General features: G+C 33.7%; 14 protein-coding genes. 9 read left to right on the top strand and 5 right to left on the bottom strand.

Annotated features, from left to right (window positions below):
• Positions 1-253: 253 nt before the first annotated feature.
• Positions 254-919, top strand: a complete 666-nt coding sequence (locus J2772_RS00210; RefSeq protein ID WP_209912319.1) for a BON domain-containing protein — start codon at positions 254-256, stop codon at positions 917-919.
• Between the two features lie 348 nt (positions 920-1,267).
• On the opposite strand, the gene J2772_RS00205 is transcribed toward J2772_RS00210, so the two are convergent.
• Positions 1,268-1,813 (bottom strand): hypothetical protein, encoded by a 546-nt coding sequence (locus J2772_RS00205; protein ID WP_209912318.1) that lies wholly within the window; start codon positions 1,811-1,813, stop codon positions 1,268-1,270.
• Positions 1,814-2,296: 483 nt separating this feature from the next.
• Here J2772_RS00205 and J2772_RS00200 point away from each other — a divergent pair, with 483 nt between their 5' ends.
• From J2772_RS00200 to J2772_RS00190, 3 genes are all read left to right on the top strand, one after another.
• The gene (locus J2772_RS00200) at positions 2,297-2,545 is read left to right on the top strand and encodes a helix-turn-helix transcriptional regulator (RefSeq protein ID WP_209912317.1); all 249 of its coding nucleotides are present in this window, start codon (positions 2,297-2,299) and stop codon (positions 2,543-2,545) included.
• Between the two features lie 1,057 nt (positions 2,546-3,602).
• A complete protein-coding gene (locus J2772_RS00195) occupies positions 3,603-4,718 on the top strand; it encodes a HipA domain-containing protein (RefSeq protein WP_209912316.1) in 1,116 nt (371 codons plus the stop codon).
• Positions 4,712-5,149, top strand: a complete 438-nt coding sequence (locus tag J2772_RS00190) for a HipA N-terminal domain-containing protein (protein ID WP_209912315.1) — start codon at positions 4,712-4,714, stop codon at positions 5,147-5,149. Before J2772_RS00195 ends, J2772_RS00190 begins: the two co-directional genes overlap by 7 nt.
• A gap of 356 nt (positions 5,150-5,505) precedes the next feature.
• Here the strand turns inward: J2772_RS00190 and J2772_RS00185 are convergent, their stop codons facing one another.
• Positions 5,506-6,051 (bottom strand): helix-turn-helix domain-containing protein, encoded by a 546-nt coding sequence (locus tag J2772_RS00185; RefSeq protein ID WP_209912314.1) that lies wholly within the window; start codon positions 6,049-6,051, stop codon positions 5,506-5,508.
• Positions 6,038-6,508: a hypothetical protein gene (locus J2772_RS00180; RefSeq protein WP_209912313.1), complete on the bottom strand. Its 471-nt coding sequence runs from the start codon at positions 6,506-6,508 to the stop codon at positions 6,038-6,040. The genes J2772_RS00185 and J2772_RS00180 overlap by 14 nt, the downstream gene beginning before the upstream one ends.
• A gap of 285 nt (positions 6,509-6,793) precedes the next feature.
• Here J2772_RS00180 and J2772_RS00175 point away from each other — a divergent pair, with 285 nt between their 5' ends.
• Positions 6,794-7,756, top strand: coding sequence for an alpha/beta fold hydrolase (locus tag J2772_RS00175; RefSeq protein WP_209912312.1), 963 nt, complete (start codon positions 6,794-6,796; stop codon positions 7,754-7,756).
• Positions 7,757-8,144: 388 nt separating this feature from the next.
• On the opposite strand, the gene J2772_RS00170 is transcribed toward J2772_RS00175, so the two are convergent.
• A complete protein-coding gene (locus J2772_RS00170) occupies positions 8,145-8,816 on the bottom strand; it encodes a hypothetical protein (RefSeq protein ID WP_209912311.1) in 672 nt (223 codons plus the stop codon).
• Between the two features lie 914 nt (positions 8,817-9,730).
• Between J2772_RS00170 and J2772_RS00165 the strand changes: the two genes are divergently transcribed.
• Positions 9,731-10,948, top strand: a complete 1,218-nt coding sequence (locus J2772_RS00165) for a hypothetical protein (RefSeq protein ID WP_209912310.1) — start codon at positions 9,731-9,733, stop codon at positions 10,946-10,948.
• Positions 10,949-11,266: 318 nt separating this feature from the next.
• Here J2772_RS00165 and J2772_RS00160 read toward each other — a convergent pair whose 3' ends face one another.
• Positions 11,267-12,271 carry a serine hydrolase domain-containing protein gene (locus tag J2772_RS00160; protein WP_209912309.1) on the bottom strand — a complete coding sequence of 335 codons (1,005 nt, stop codon included), beginning with the start codon at positions 12,269-12,271 and terminating at the stop codon, positions 11,267-11,269.
• A 469-nt stretch (positions 12,272-12,740) separates the two neighbouring features.
• On the opposite strand from J2772_RS00160, the gene J2772_RS00155 reads away from it, so the two are divergent.
• The 3 genes from J2772_RS00155 to J2772_RS00145 all read left to right on the top strand — a co-directional run bounded on the left by J2772_RS00155 (position 12,741) and on the right by J2772_RS00145 (position 16,416).
• Positions 12,741-13,865: a helix-turn-helix domain-containing protein gene (locus J2772_RS00155; RefSeq protein WP_209912308.1), complete on the top strand. Its 1,125-nt coding sequence runs from the start codon at positions 12,741-12,743 to the stop codon at positions 13,863-13,865.
• Positions 13,866-14,020: 155 nt separating this feature from the next.
• Entirely contained in the window at positions 14,021-15,067 is a 1,047-nt protein-coding gene (locus tag J2772_RS00150; protein ID WP_209912307.1) for a serine hydrolase domain-containing protein, read from the top strand.
• Between the two features lie 194 nt (positions 15,068-15,261).
• Positions 15,262-16,416, top strand: coding sequence for a helix-turn-helix domain-containing protein (locus J2772_RS00145; RefSeq protein ID WP_209912306.1), 1,155 nt, complete (start codon positions 15,262-15,264; stop codon positions 16,414-16,416).
• Positions 16,417-16,455 lie beyond the last annotated feature (39 nt).

Raw genomic sequence — 16,455 nt, 5'->3', positions numbered from 1 at the left:
ATAAATAATGACATTGATCATTTAAAAACATGATATTGCTAAATCAGATAAAAAAGATTTTTAACCTCAGTTCAGTTCACTTCCCTCTCCCAGCTCCAGACTTCCTTACTTATTAAAAACAGAAATGTCTTATCCCGAACTCAGGTTAATAAAGATTAAATTTTTATATCTGATCAGTATCAGATTTCATCGTGATGCATATCATAGTATCTTCTACAAAGTTTATGGAATTTTGGATAAGAAATAACATATTATGAAAACAAATGCCCAGCTACAAAAAAATGTTCAGGATGCCATTACATGGGAACCATTATTACACGCTGCAGAAATTGGCGTTACCGCAAAAGACGGTGTGGTTTCTATTACAGGAATCGTTGACAACTATGCAAAAAAAATTGAGGCGGAGAAGGCTGCAAAAAAAGTGATTGGAGTAAAAGTATTAGTAGATAATATTAAAGTAAAAATTCCAAATTCCTCATCAAAGACCGATATTGAAATTGCCGATGAAATTGTAGAAGCTTTTAAATCAAATGTATTAATTCCTGAAAATATGATCAAAGTAATTGTAGACGACGGCCAGGTAACTTTAGAGGGTGAAGTGCAGTGGGATTATCAAAGAGAAATGACAAAAAACGCACTCTACTGTCTTCCAGGGGTGAAGGCTATCATCAATAATATTAAAATCAAATCAGAAATAATAGATGCCATTAAGCAAAAAGATGTTGAAAATGCAATGAAAATGAACTGGATTGTATATGATAGTGACATCCATATAAAAGTATCCGGCACCACAGTTACTTTAACAGGAACAGTAAATTCCTGGCATCAGAAAGAAGAAGCGGGTCGTATTGCTTGGAAAACCCCGGGAATACAACATGTGGAAAACAATTTATTTGTTGATTATGAATATTCTAAATAGTTCAGTCATTCATTTGTCTGTTTATACAAATCGTGATATGAAAAGATAATGTACTGATGAAGTGTTTTTCTAACGTAAAGCTTTAACTTCATTACACATATTTTCAGGAAGCAAAAAGACAGAATCAACTTCGTTGATTCGTCGAAGCGTACGGATAAGCATACCGCTTCATCCCTGACGAAGTCGCATCACTTTGCCCACTTAAAATAAAGCGGAATTATTGATAAACTTTGAGTTAATCTTTTTAATCAAAAAAATAATTTCAAACATGTCCTATTGAGTCTTGTCAACAAAATATAAGGATATCTGTATCAACAACTCCCAACCTTTTATTTACGCTCAACCTTCTTATCCTGAAGTTGCGTCAGCCATTTTCTTTTCTCTCCTTCTTTGAAGGATAAGGTGTGCGGCATCCAGCATTTTAACCGTATGAATGTAGGGCATCACGATATTCCTTTCCGGTAGATTTTCATAGACACCCATTGAGAAATAGACAATTCCGGACATAAAATAATCAAATTCTTTGAGGGTGTATTCCCTGAATGCTGTTTTGAAAACCAGCAGAGGATTCCGGTATTCTTTCTCCGAAAGCAGACCAAGAACCCATGGGGAAATCTTTTCCGGCCGGGTATCGACCGTCCATTGCCTTTCCTTCAGCATGATGAGATACCCTGCCCGGATCAAGGACCTCATCGACTGGTAAAACTCAAAGATAACCGCCGGATCTTCATGGATCCAGCTATTCCTCTTTACCGCATAATTCATAATGTTGCTGAGCAATTCTTTGGAAGCATCCAGCTCATTGAACTGAAAGAAAATTTCCATCAGCTGCAACCCGGAGCACTTCTTACCTGCCCGAAACCGGGGAGCAAAATCTGTTTTTATCTTTTTCATTGTTTGTATTTTTAGAATGCATGAGACCACCAGCCTACCGATGTGCGCTGAGCTGTATGATAAATGATGAATAGAAATAAAATCTGTGTTCCCGTGAAAGCCCTGAGACCGCAATGGATTGTACACTCCATTGTATCCTATCATGATACTTTATTTAGTGAAGCAGCTTAGAAAAAGATGATTGTAGAAAAGCAGAACAGCATAAAATAAAACGGCATGGGACTCTACAATATCCGATTCGGGGCACTGGTATACCTTGCATACAGATAAGAGAGCCCACGCCTAGGTCGTGAGCTTCCTGCTTATCGTCTCGTATGCTAAAAATTACCAGTTTTCGAATCGAGATTCTAAGCAATAGCTTCTATTATTCTTTGAAGTATCGCAAAACTACTTTATTGTAGTTTATTGGACAAATGTAAGAAAATACATTTTGTAAACCAAATGGATTACAAATATTTTTATCAAATAATTTAAAATTGTTGAATGAGCAAACTTAACAATGAAGATATTGAACTTAGAAATAAAATAACTCAAAGATTAATTGATTTAAGAGAGTCTACCGGATTGAGCCAAAGTGATTTTGCTAAGCTTCATGATATTGACAGACAACAAGTAAACAGATGGGAAAGTTTTGAAAGTGAACGAGGCGTCACAATTTACACTATAAAAAGATTCTGTATTCTTTTAAAAATTACTTTACAAGATTTTTTTAATGATTCATTATTTAAATAATACTGCTGAGAGTTTAAATTTAGATAATGATGTACCAAAATAATTAAAGAAATTTCAGTTTGATGTTAATTATTTGACATTTTGAAAACACAAAAATATTTCTCTATTTTACATTTACACTACATACACAAAATGTATATACAAAATGTCATGACATTTTGTTTCAAATAAAACATTTTGTTATATATTTGCATTGTTGCAGATGACAACAACAATTTTTAAATAGCAATAATTAAAAGTTGATACAAATAAAAATACTCCCTGCGTCAACAAGGAGTATCATTAAAAAGGAACTATTTTATTTCTACGTAGAAAACAAATAAACCTCCTTTTGGATGGTAAATAGTTTTACCATTCTTTTTAATTGATCTGGTAAAAACTTTTTTATAAGTTTTTCCATTTTTTTCAAAAGTTTCCATTGATCCGGATTTTTTGAATTAAACCAATTACCGAACGACTCAGGCTGCAACCTGAGTCGTTCTGATTACAAACTCAGCATTACCGCCTGTGGAATATATCCACATTTATATTATCTACTTTAGCAAAGATAGGAAATTTAAAAATCAATTTTACAATAGTTGTTAATAGATGTTAGTAACTTTTAATATTTTATAGTTTTAAAGCAGCTTTTATTACAATAAGTTGAATTAGCAGATTAGTTAAAATACATGTTTAATAATAACTTTTTAATTGTAAGAATCTTTAGTGATTAATTTATTAAATCATTAAACTTCAGATGTAGCCTGTCATAAATCAATAAAACCCAACACGCATATTACTATAATTCAATTAATTATGAAATTATTAAAAGAATTCACCATTGAAAATCTAGAAGAAGCTACTATTACGACTGTCTCAACTGTTCAAGAAAATACTGACAAGTAAATTATAACAATGCCAATTTATTTATTATGCATTTATGAAATTTGTTAATTCTAGTAATAAAAAATACAATACAAACTGGTTAAGAAGCCAAAATATTAATTATTTTTAATACGACGTGTTTTGTCGTTATCATTGCGGAAATTTGCTTCATCATGACAAAATAAGAATTAAAATGATTTTTAATTTATTCCAAAATCTAAAACAATTAAAGATTAATAAGCATTTTATCAATATTGTATTTTATACTAGTAAAAATAATTATTTTTGGTTTATGATTGATAAAAAACTAAGACTTGAAACTTCAATTAGTAATTCTGGAGAAATTTTTAATCTTAATAAAATTCAAATTCTTAAAAATAAAAATTACTATATAAGAGATATACCATTAGATGGTGATGCTCCAAAACAATTTATTTTTATGTATGAGTATATTAAAAATTCAAAATTAAAAAAGAAAAAATTAGAGACATGGACCCCATATATTGCAAAAACAGCCGAAAAATGGTATCCTCATGAATCTATTATAGAATTTGCAATAAATAGGATTGGTGATATTTTATGTTTGAAAATGAATGAAGTTAGACTAGTAATTGCAAATAATCAAATAAGATTTTTAAGTAAATTTTTTCTAAATTCTGAAGAAGAAGTCTTAGTTCATGCTGCAGATATTTGTGGTGAATATATAGGAAACTTAGATGAAGCTAGATCTATTGCTAATAATAGAAAAATGGCAAGAGAACTATTTACTTTTGAGTTTGTAAAAGATGCTATTAGAAATGTTTTTCCTGATGAATTTGAATATATTATGCTAGAATTTGTTAAAATGCTGACTTTTGATGCTATTGTAGGTAACAATGATAGACATTTTTACAATTGGGGTATAATAAGGAATATCAAAAATACAAAAAATAGTGTTATCTTTGCACCAATATATGATTCGGCACGAGGATTGCTTTGGAATTTTGACGAAGCCAATATTGAAAGGTATCTTATTAATTATGATAGAGATAAGGGAACCTTAATAGATAAATATTTAAAAAATTCGTGTCCAAGAATTAGTATAGAAGATGATAAATCAATTAATCATTTTGAATTAATCAAATTTCTTTGGAATTATAATGATGAATTCAAATCTATAATTGACAAACTTGTAAACGATGAAATGGAAAATAAAATAATAAATCTATTAGAAAAAGAGATTTTTATTTATTTTTCAGAGCAAAGAAAAAAAATTATACGAATTATTATTAAAGAAAGATTTCAAAAATTAAAAAGTAAATTATGTTAGGATTAGGACGTATTTTAGCAATTTTACGCAAAGAAGGATCTTCTGTATCAGTAGATGAAATTATAGATGCTTCTAATAGTTATGAATTACAACCAATTGTAAAGAGTTTTAACTTATTTTTAAAAGATTTAAAGGTAGGGGTATTGTCGTATTCTAAAGAAAGTAGTATATGGCATTTTGAATATTCGGAAGAGTTTAAAAATAATAGTAATGATTATAATTTAATAATAGGCTTTCCAGATATAAATAAAAAATATGAAAGTGATAAGTTATGGCCATTTTTTAACATTCGTATTCCAGGATTAAAACAACCTAAGGTTAAAGAAATATTGATAAAAGAAAATATTAGTCCAGACGATAATGTTCAATTATTAGAACGATTTGGAAAAAGATCTATTAGTAATCCATTTGAATTACAAGTAAACATTTAATAATGTTTTAAAATTTAACATAAGAAAACCTTCTAAAATAGAGGGTTTTTTCGTTTTTCAGCCTTAACAATTTTATTATATTTTGGGTAATAAAGTATCATTATTTAAGAATGTAAAAATAAAACCATGTTTAATTCTCAATCTCCGAAATATCCTGACTTTACACAGCAGAAATAAAAACAAAAATCCTACAATTCTATATTATTGCAGGATTTACATTATTTTTTCACCAGCTCCACTCTCCGGTTTTGCACATTCCTTCTTCAGAACTATTATCTGCAATCGGGTTTTTGCTGCCGAAGTTACTGCTGAAAGTCTTGATTTATCTGAAAGCTACCAGCTATAGTAAATGAAAGCTAATAAGCAAACCCAAGTCTGTTTTTAACATGCTTACTTTCTTCATCTCTTAATTTCTGATTGGTCATAATTTCATGTTCTTTATTTTTTTGGATAACCTTAAACCAATTTATCGCGGGAATCAGTCCGTTGGAATGTAATTCAAGCCTGATGATGAACTCATCTGTCGGCTTTCGATGATTATTAATATATTGGCTAAGTACAGCTGGCTTCACATCCACCTCAACAGCAAAGTCCTTATCTTTTTTGTCTTGTCTGCTAACATACTCATTTAAAAAAAATCCAAAACTAAAAGCTTCCAAATATTGACTGCTATCTATATAGTCTTCCAATTGAAACTTTAGCTGTAACAATCTTGAATACATTTTTTGCCTGTGAGTGCGATTATCAAATTGGTTCCGACGAGCTACCCAAAAGTCCTCCTCCTCTTTTTTCTCTTTTGCATTCAAAATTTGATCTGCAGGAAAGACAAAAGCATCCGCAAGTTCTTCACCTGTAAACTTTGAAAAATCTGTTTCCTTACTTTCCTTTCTATTTGTCTTCATAATATTCCTGAATTAATTTTAATGAATTTTCTCCTTCAGTTATCAAATATAGTTTGGTTGACTGTAGTCCATATTGTTGTATATAATGTTTTTCAAGTTTTGTTTTTGGCTTTAAGCATACATACCCTCCAAATCCTTTTTTAAATGCTTCTCTGCATACAAATGCAATAAGACAGCCCGCAATTCTGCTATAATTCTGCGATTTACCAACATTTTCTTTGGAGACCGCCAGAAGTCTGATTTCCAAAGCATAATCCTGTGACCGCTCCTCTATTGACAGCAGTCCTATGGGTTCTTCTTTGTCTTCTGCTGTTAATTTATAAACATGAAAGTTTTTTTCTTTGTTCCAATTAAAATCAAATCGCCCGGTTTTATTAATTTGCGAAATTTCAGCAGCAGCAATTTTAGTTATTGTTGCAGCCTGTTTCTTACCCGTAATTTTATTTAATACGTACATTACTTAACAAATATACAAAAAAAGTTTACATTATATGTAAACTTTATCGCAAATTACTTCTTTTTCAGGTAGTTTGCCCGACTTCAACGAAGGTGTATTACGAGCTCTCCGAAGTCTCCCAACTTTGAAGCAAGTTTAAAGGAAATAATCTTTTTTTCCAGCTCAAAGTCGGGAGACTTTACGCAACATAAGGTAATAGATCTAATTTATTTTTGACTGCTGACACACTGCTGTCACGTTGCTGCTGTAAGTTTGCATCATTAATTAATCTTTAAAAGAATAAAAATGACAAACGCAATTAGCTCAGTATTGAAGCCAACCCATTTTCCCAACCCCACTCTTATTTCAGTCAATGGTGTGGAACTGGAAGTCTTTGAAGCAGGTAAGCAGAATGCTGGAAAACCTATTGTACTCTGCCACGGCTTTCCGGAACATGCTTTTTCCTGGCGTCATCAGGTGCCAGCATTGGTTGCAGCTGGTTATCATGTCATCATTCCCAATCAGAGAGGTTATGGCAACTCATCCCGCCCGACCGAAGTAACTGAATATGATATTGTACACCTGACAGGTGACCTGGTCGCACTACTCGATTACTTTGGATATGAAGATGCCATTTTTGTTGGTCACGATTGGGGAGCCAATGTCGTTTGGAACCTGGCACTATTGCATCCTGAGCGGGTAAATAAAATAATAAATTTGGCTTTGCCTTATCAGGAGCGCGGAGAACAACCATGGATTGAGTTTATGGAAGCTATATTTGGAGGAGACTTCTATTTTGTTCACTTCAATCAACAGCCAGGAGTAGCGGATGCTATAATGAATGAAAACACCTCTCAGTTCCTCCGTAACATATTCCGCAAAAATGTACCTGCGACACCACCAGAGCCCGGAATGCTAATGATCAATCTTGCAAGAGCAGAAAATCCACTGGGAGAACCCTTAATGAAAGACAACGAACTGTCTGTATTTGTTTCTGCTTTCGAAGCATCAGGGTTTACAGGAAGTATAAATTGGTACAGAAACCTTGATAGAAACTGGCACTTAATGGCGGACGTAACCCCAATCATTCATCAACCAACTCTTATGATATATGGTGAACAGGACACGATTCCCAAATCTGAAAACCTAAAAAATATTGTTCCTAATTTGGATATTGTTACACTGGATTGTGGCCATTGGATTCAACAAGAAAAGCCAGAAGAAACTACCCACTCCATTTTAAAATGGTTAGAACAACAGAATGCTTAACAAGGAAGGAGAAACATATTGTCCTCAAAGCAGAACAGGTGGGAAACAATGGTTGGGAAAAACCAACAGTCCAAACAACCTGTTTGACTTTATTACACAAACAAGTCTAACCTCCCTTCAATAAGTTGGAGTGAAGCCGTTGATGAAACACTTTGCTTTGGTTGGATTGACAGTACAAAAAACGATTGACAATTACTCGTTTATAAAGCTAGATTGCTTTTATATAGATTTTTGAAATTTTATTTCTTTTTAGAAGTTGTGCATTCGCTTTTTTATTTATTCCCCCACTTTCTGAAGTCTCCTGACTTTGGAGCAAGTTTGAAGGAAATGACCTTATTTACTAGCTCCAAAGTCGGGAGAATTTGTACAGCAAAGAAATAAAAACTACTTATGTTTTTTTAATGTTATTCCGCGTAAGGTAGATATAATTAAACATGCAAAATGTTGCTGCCGCCCCAAAAGTATGCCATAAAAAGTGTGTTCCGAAACTTAAACAGTCCCATTTGTCAGCTATACGGAAGGTAAGTGCAAAAACAAATGACAATAAAGCAAAGCCTACCCATTTGCCAGCTTTCCATTGGGTATAGATTAAATAGCTTACTACCGAAAAAAGCACAAATGAAGCCATGACGGCATAATTTACGTTGATAAAGAGAGAAGTGTTGTCTATCAAAATCCAGTTTCTCAAAGCAAACATGAGCATTAGATATACAAGAACCATTAAAACAGCATAGTACCATCTGATTCTCTGAACTACAAAATAAAATCCGGCAGACAAACAGAGCAACATAATGGGCATCCAATCCATCATAATAAATACCGGCCATTGTCTGAATGAATGATAAACAGTTCCCCCTATGGCACCAATGTATAATAAAATTAAGCAGTATGTTAAAAAAGGATATTCTTTAAAATTACCCTTGATTTTAAAGGTCCAAAAAATGGCTAAGGCTAAAAATAACAGAGCAGTTATTGCATTTAATGGCTCAGGGAATAACTGAGCCATATCTGTTTCTTTATATAACATGCCTCCGTCCGGAGGTATTGGGTTTATCGGCATTATCTTTTTTATATTAGGTAATTATATACAATTTTACACTAATGCGGTTATCTTATTATTATGATTCTGTCATTCTGAATGTAACGAAGTGAAATGAAGAATCTAAGCCATATTATGAGATTCTTCCTTCGTCAGAAATCGAAGATTCGACGTAGTCAATGACAGTGGTGTAAAATTGTATATAGTCACCTTATATTAATATGGATAGGCATACTTTAGAGTGCAAAATATAAACACAAACTATTTTTCTAAACATTCATAAACATGTATACTAATACACTTCTAAATATAGAAAAATTATGGCATTATATACCTGGATGTACCCAATTATACTTTAAAGCTGTTTAAACTATTTTATATAAAATAAAAATTGAAGACTCAACGGGGTTAAAAGTCACAAAATATTTTCAATCAAAGAACACTCAAAGCATGTGATTTAGATAAAAATTAAACAGTTTGACCCCGGATAATTTTGAATAATGTCTCGTCAAGTTCTCTTGACACCCAAAAAAGTGTTTACAATTTAGAATTCTATCAAGAAAATGCAACTCGTTTATTTTAGACTTTGGATAATTTATTAAATTCACCTATAACCATTTATATTTAACTATAATATATTTAGTTATATTTTCAAGATATTAGAACCGATTAGAAATAAAACAATGAGTATAAACATCTATATATTAAGCAAAAATCATATCATTTTAGAGAAAAAAAGAATTTGACAGAATTTGATATAAATAGTTTTAATCAAACTTAAAATACTGAAATTAAAAACATTACAAACCAATCCGAAACCCCCATATTTTAATAGAATATTACGAGTTAATTACTTTTTTTTCAACTATAAATGTTTTTTTTTATTTATTCATGAAAAAAAGTTATATTTGATTTACACAAAATAACACCTTACCATGAAAACAAAATTTACACAATTCAGTGCTATTCTTATTTCTGGATTCTCGTTTGCCCAAGTAGGCTTCAATACAACTTTACCAAAAACAACGATGGATGTATCTGCTAAAAGAGATGGCTCAGGAGTGATTACAGATAACACACAAACATTCGGATTACAGGCTCCGAGGCTTACAAGAGCTGAGCTTACAGCCAATACGGCTACCTATGGCAGCGATCAGAGAGGAGCATTAATTTACATTACGGATGTTACTGGCGGAGATGCCACAGGACAACGGATCCTTGTTACTGCTATGGGCTATTATTATTTTGACGGATCAGTATGGCAGAGACTTACACAAGCAACAAATGCCATCTCTCCGGCGATTTCCGCATTACAATGTACCACAGCTTACTTAAATCCTTCTACTTATACTGCCGGTACTCCTTTCAACGGAAACCTGAGAGTTACTTATAGCCAAGGAAACGGAGGTGCGTATAATTCAGGAGCTCCTTTTACCGTGAACGGATTAACCTTCCAGCTAAGACCCGGAACTTTAGAGTTTGGTGATGGCGAATTGGTATTCTCCGTGACTGGGACTCCTACCACTGGTAATGATATGACCCTTCCTCTGAACAGCACTGCAGTTCCTTTCTTAACAGCAGGACAAAACTGTACCGCTACAGTGGGAAATACCAGTCGTGCAGACATTTCATCTCTCGCTGTAATGGGATATCCTACCCTAACAACCGATCCCAACGGGAAACAAGCCTATACTTTACCTCTTGCTACTTCAGATGGTAAGTATTCGATCAGGGTAATATTTGACACCACAAGTGGTACAACCCCTGCCATTCCTAATGTACAATTGTATAATAATACAGGTTCTACCGTTAATCTATATTGGAATTATAATACCGAATATGGTGGTTATATTGGTTCAGCTGTAACAACAAACAATATTACTTCAGGAGTATGGGGTGGTATGGCAGATTCATCAACTTCTTGGGTTCCTCAAGGCACAGGGCCAATAGGAACTGCTTACTGGGGGAACATAGGTATTATAGATGGAGCCGGTGGCGGACCTGAACATAGAAGATATACCTGGATAGACAGTAATTCTTCTTCAAAAACCGCTTATACCGCAACCATTATGGTAGGAGCACCCACTTCAGGCAGTGCCCAACCCAACCTTTCTAAAGTATTCATAAAGATAGAGCAAGTAAAAGCACCATAATATAATGCCCCTGAAAAAGGGGCATTTCTTATTTATCTACGAAGTTTACGGTACATTTATGAATGTAAAATCATAAGTAATGTTCGCATCACTTGCTCTCCGAAGTCTCCTGATTTTGAAGCAAGTTTAAAGAAAATAATCTTATTTACCAGCTCAAAGTCGGGAGATTTTGCGCAGCAGACTGTTGACAGTATCAATATTGATGAAGAGACCAATGGCAATTTCTTTACTTCTCTTTCCATTACTGCTAACCGATGGCTCATCATTAGCTTATATCTTCGTAAGTAAGGAACGCGATACGGCGGTTTAAATTAGTTTTTAGTCAAGCAATATCCCTATAATTTCCTCATACAACGCCTGTAACTGCTCCTCTTTTAATGCATCGAAAAGCGTTCCCGCGTTGGTACACAGGACGACGCTGGTATTTTTGGAAGGAAAATAAAAAGCATTGGCACCGGCTCCGATACCACTACCCTGGTGACCGATGGCCTGCAGGCCGCCATTGGTTTTATAAAAATATAGCCCTAAGCCATATATCGGAGTACCCTGATCACTCTCCGTAACCTTCATTTCTTCCAGCAATGCGGGTGACAGTACCGTTTTGTCATGGAGCAGCTTGTAGTAAAATCCAGCTATATCCTGAGCGGAAGCCACAATACCGTCATCGCCAATGAAGGTACGTACTGTACCTAACTGCAATTCGCTCACATCGTTAAAAGTGCCATCTATTTCCAGATAGTTAGCCGTTGTTCTTTCGGGAGCCGTATGGCTTGCCGAGCCTGCTATATAATAAGTGTTGGAAAGTCCAATGGCATTAATTATTTTGTCTGTAATATACTGTCGATGTCCGTTTGGAGTAACACGATCAATAATAAGAGCCAGCAAGTGATAATTTATATTGCAATACCCAAATGAGGTTCCGGGTGCAAATTTTGCAGGTTGATTATATACATAGCTCAACACCTGTTCGCTCGTCATAGGCAGTGGCCCTGCAACAACATCGTTTAAAAACGGATCACTATCCAAATAATCAGGAAGGCCTGATGTCATCGTAAGCAGTTGCCTTACCGTAATGATATTTCCGTTGGGCAGATGATTACAAATGGCAGGAAGATAGGTGTTTACTTTGGCATCGAGATTAATTTTGCCCTCCTCTTTCAGTTTTAGGACAGCAACTGCGGTAAAGGTTTTTGAAATACTCTGCATATAGTGAAGTGCAGAAGCAGCCATCGACTTTTCATTCATTACCGCATCTCCTGCAACCAGGGTATAATTCTCGGAAGCTGTCTTTACACTAAGGCTTAAACCGGGGAAGTTGGACAAAGCTGTAGCAAGTTTTTGCTGTGCCAGTGCTTTTCTATCTGGTGAGGGGTTTGAATCGTCATGACTACATGAGGTGATAAAAATAACAACAGCTAGTAATAAAAACTTTTTCATAAAATGTACTTTGAATTATTTAAATGCAAAATTCACATAAGAAAAATTAGAAGAGGTTTCAAAAGCTTAAAAGTGCATAAAATGGTACTTATTTGCTGGTATTTTTATATTCGTTTGGTGCCTGGCCGGCATTACTAATCTGAATATCAATAGATCTATCAAAAACGGTAATTTAACTTAAAAGTCCCTTTCCCGCTCTTCGAAGTCTCCTGACATTGGATCAAGTGTAAAGGAAATGATCTTATTTACCAGCTCAAAGTCGCTAGACTTTCTACAGCAGAGCACAATATTTGAAAAATGATGATTGATAATCATTTCTCTTTATCACTTATATCCTATTTTTGTAAAAAAACTAATGGACAAATTAAGTTTTCTGGAAGTTATTGCTGCGATAGCTGTTTTTGTATCGCTGCTGCTTTCTGTTTTTTTATTAACAGTAAAAACAGAAAGAAAACTGGAAAACAGGTTATTTGCAGCATTCCTGATCATCAATGCCATTGATATCAGCGGAATTTTTATGCATCTTTTTGTAGATAGTTACAATCTGAAAGCTTTCAAAATATCTGCGTACTTATTGGTAATGCCTCTTTTCTATCTGTATGTGAATGCTATTTGTTATTCTGATTTCACCTTAAAAAGAAAGCATTTACTGCATCTTATTCCTTTCATTGTTGCCAACTTAATATTAGTTCCAAGGCTTTATCTTGCAGAAGGTACTGCAAAAAAAGAATTCTTTACAACGATGTGGCACTCCCCTGAAATGTTTGCGTATCAGCTCATCGGGGAACTGCAGTTTTTCTTTTATATCGTTGGTATATTCATGATCCTCAAAAAATACAAGAAGGTTTATCTTGAAAACTACACGAATCCTAACACCTTGTTATACCAATGGCTGTTTCAGCTTACCCTCATTTTCTTATTCATCCATGTATGTATTATTTTTAAAAATATCATACGATATACTGCATACAACGATCTGTTTATCTGGCTGCATATTCTGGCAGGAACTTCCTTTTTACTGGCTGCCTGCTGGTTTATATTAAAGGCATTAAATTATCCTGAGCTTTTCCGAAGAATTGATTCTACCTTACAGCCGACAAAAGATTTTGCTGAAACTCCGGAAATTGAAAATAAAACCGATGAAACAAAAAATATTCAGATCGAACAGCTTAAAAAATTCATGGTTGAAAAAGAACCTTTCTTAGAACCTTCATTAACAATTCAGGAACTTGCAGATCAGGTGAGTATTCCTGTTCGTGAGTTGTCTGTATTAATTAACCATCACCTCAATCAGCATTTTTTTGATTTTGTGAATGAATACCGCGTTAAAAAAGCAATGATGATTCTGAAAGATCCCACGAAAAAAGAATATACGGTGCTAGAAATTTTATATGAAGTAGGTTTCAATTCAAAATCTTCTTTTCATACTTCGTTTAAAAAATATACGAATCAAACGCCAACAGCATTCAGAAACAGCTGATAAATAATCAATTGCAAATAATCGGACTTTGGATTGCAGATAATCGGACTCATTTTAATGAATAAAATGAGTCCGACTTTTTTATACGGACTTTATTCAAGATTCTCTACAGCATATTTGCATCAGATTATGAATATCAAATTAAAATTCTGACCATGAAATATGTAACCCTTATTTTATTTTTTGCCTTACTTGGATGTAAAAGTGTTCACCCAATCCATAAACAAAATGTTGAAAATGCGATTACAAAAAATGCTCTTCAGCTATTGGAGGACAAAAGATTTCATTCTGTTTCCATTGCCGTGCTTAAAGATGGAAAATCTACCATCAAACATTTTGGAGAATTAACGATTGGAAAAGGAAACAAACCCAACGATTCTACCCTTTATGAATTAGCTTCTGTCACTAAAACCTTTACAGGTTATGTAGCCGCTAAAGCCGTGCTTGATAAAAAAATAAATTTAGAGGATGATATCAGAATCTATCTTAATGAACCTTATCCTAATTTAGAGTTTAAAGGTGAACCTATAAAAATCAAACACCTCATCACCCATACCAGTGGATTTCCTAATTTCCCTATAAAAAGCGAAAATAAAAAGGCTTTTCTGGAGGGTTTAAAACTCATCAACATTGAGACGAAACCCGGAGAAGTCTATTACTATTCAAACACGGCTCCGGAGCTGACCGCCTATATCCTTGAAAAAGTATATCAAAAATCTTTTGAGGAACTGGTCATTGAATTTGTTTTGAAACCCAATACCATGAACCAAACCAAGTTTACACTCAATGAAAATGACAGAACAAGACTGGTAAAAGGCTATAACGATAAAAACGAGTTAATGCCCAACTTCAACAGAACTTTATGGGGTGGAATTTCAGGATTGCACTCTACGACTACCGATTTGGTGAAGTATATGAAATTGCAGCTTGACTCATCAAATCCTATTGTCAACGAATCTCATAAAAAATTATATAAAGAAGGCTCTGATTTTTGGGAAGGGTATCATTGGTACATCATAGAAAATGGTAATGAATTAATGTACAGGCATCACGGAGGGATATACGGAATGCAGAATTGGTTTGTGATTTATCCTAAACAAAATATAGGAATATCCATATTGACCAACACCAGCTTTAATGAAACAGGAGAAATTTTAGAAAAAGTAGTGGATAAGCTGTATGATGACATCAATGGAAAATAAAAATAAATGGCATATAACAGCAGTTTGATAAAATGGCGGGGTTAATACTAAAAAAACATTTATTTTTACACCAATTAATAAATCATTTCAGCTGAGCAGATGTCCTGATCCTTAAAAAAGTTAATTGTTTTTATCAATTCGTATGAAAGAGCTACATTTAGCCACCATAAATCCTTATAACCACTTTTATAAAATTGATCTATACAACACTTTTAAATATTGCTATTTTTCAGGGAATAGTCTTAGGCGTAGTTATTCTAAAATCTTCCTTATTCAATAGTAATTCAAATAAGTATTTAGCCTACTTACTATTTGCACTTTCCATGGTTTTACTGAATTATGTTTTTGAACTTGAAGGTGCATTTACATCCTATCCTTTGCTGCGTTTTCTGGACTATATTGAGTGGATATTTTTACTGCCTGTCTTCATCTTCCTGTTTATAATAAACCGAATTGATGATACCGTAAAGAACAGACAAAGAACGTATTTGTACTACATTCCATTTGTCTATTCCTCTACTTTTGTTATTCTATACCATCTTAATGATATTTTAGGAATTTATAAAATCACAGGTTCAGGCATTTTCATCATCAATATACTTAGACTGATTCAGTTTTTATTTGCCTTTATCATCATCCTGTTTCCACCTTTTTACTCTTATTTTATGATAAGGCACTTAAAAGACCCACAAGAGAAAAAATGGGTAATTACCTTATTAACGACGCTCTATTTATTATTATCTACCTGGCTAATTACGTATATGACTGGCTTCTTTTTTGGAATAGACATTTCCTCTACCATGAGTGGGCTGGCTTTATCGGCAACATTTATCATGCACTGGACAGCCTACATAGGCATTTACAAATACAAGCTTGCAAAAAATAAAGACGCTGTCTACCATTTTCTAAACAACGATTTGGCTATTATACATCCCAATCTGCAAGTTGCAGAAAACAGTACAACGCAAGAAAATAGCACTGCAGAAGCATACAAGGAATCTATAACAGCTGACAATCTTTATTTTCAAAAACTGGAACTTCTTTGTAAAGACGAGCACATTTATACCGACAGTACATTAAACAGAGAAAAAGTTGCTGAAAAACTAGGCATAAGTGCAGGATATGTTTCACAAATTGTAAATACGATAACAGGAGACAATTTCGCCCATTATATCAATCAATACCGGGTGGAAGCTGTGAAGGAAATGATATCAGATCCGGAATATGACAACTATAATCTACTGACAATGGGATTAGAAGCTGGGTTTACTTCAAAAACAACTTTTTTTAAAGCCTTTAAAAAAGTTACCGGCCAGACCCCCAATGAATATAAAAATACCATCAAATAGGTACCATTTTCTCCATTTTTAAGCTTTTGAAACCTGTTC

Origin of the sequence: Chryseobacterium jejuense (genome assembly GCF_017877355.1) — a bacterium.
GTDB lineage: Bacteria > Bacteroidota > Bacteroidia > Flavobacteriales > Weeksellaceae > Chryseobacterium > Chryseobacterium jejuense_A.
Note: the sequence above shows the minus strand (reverse complement) of the source record. Positions and strands in the feature narration are given on the sequence as shown.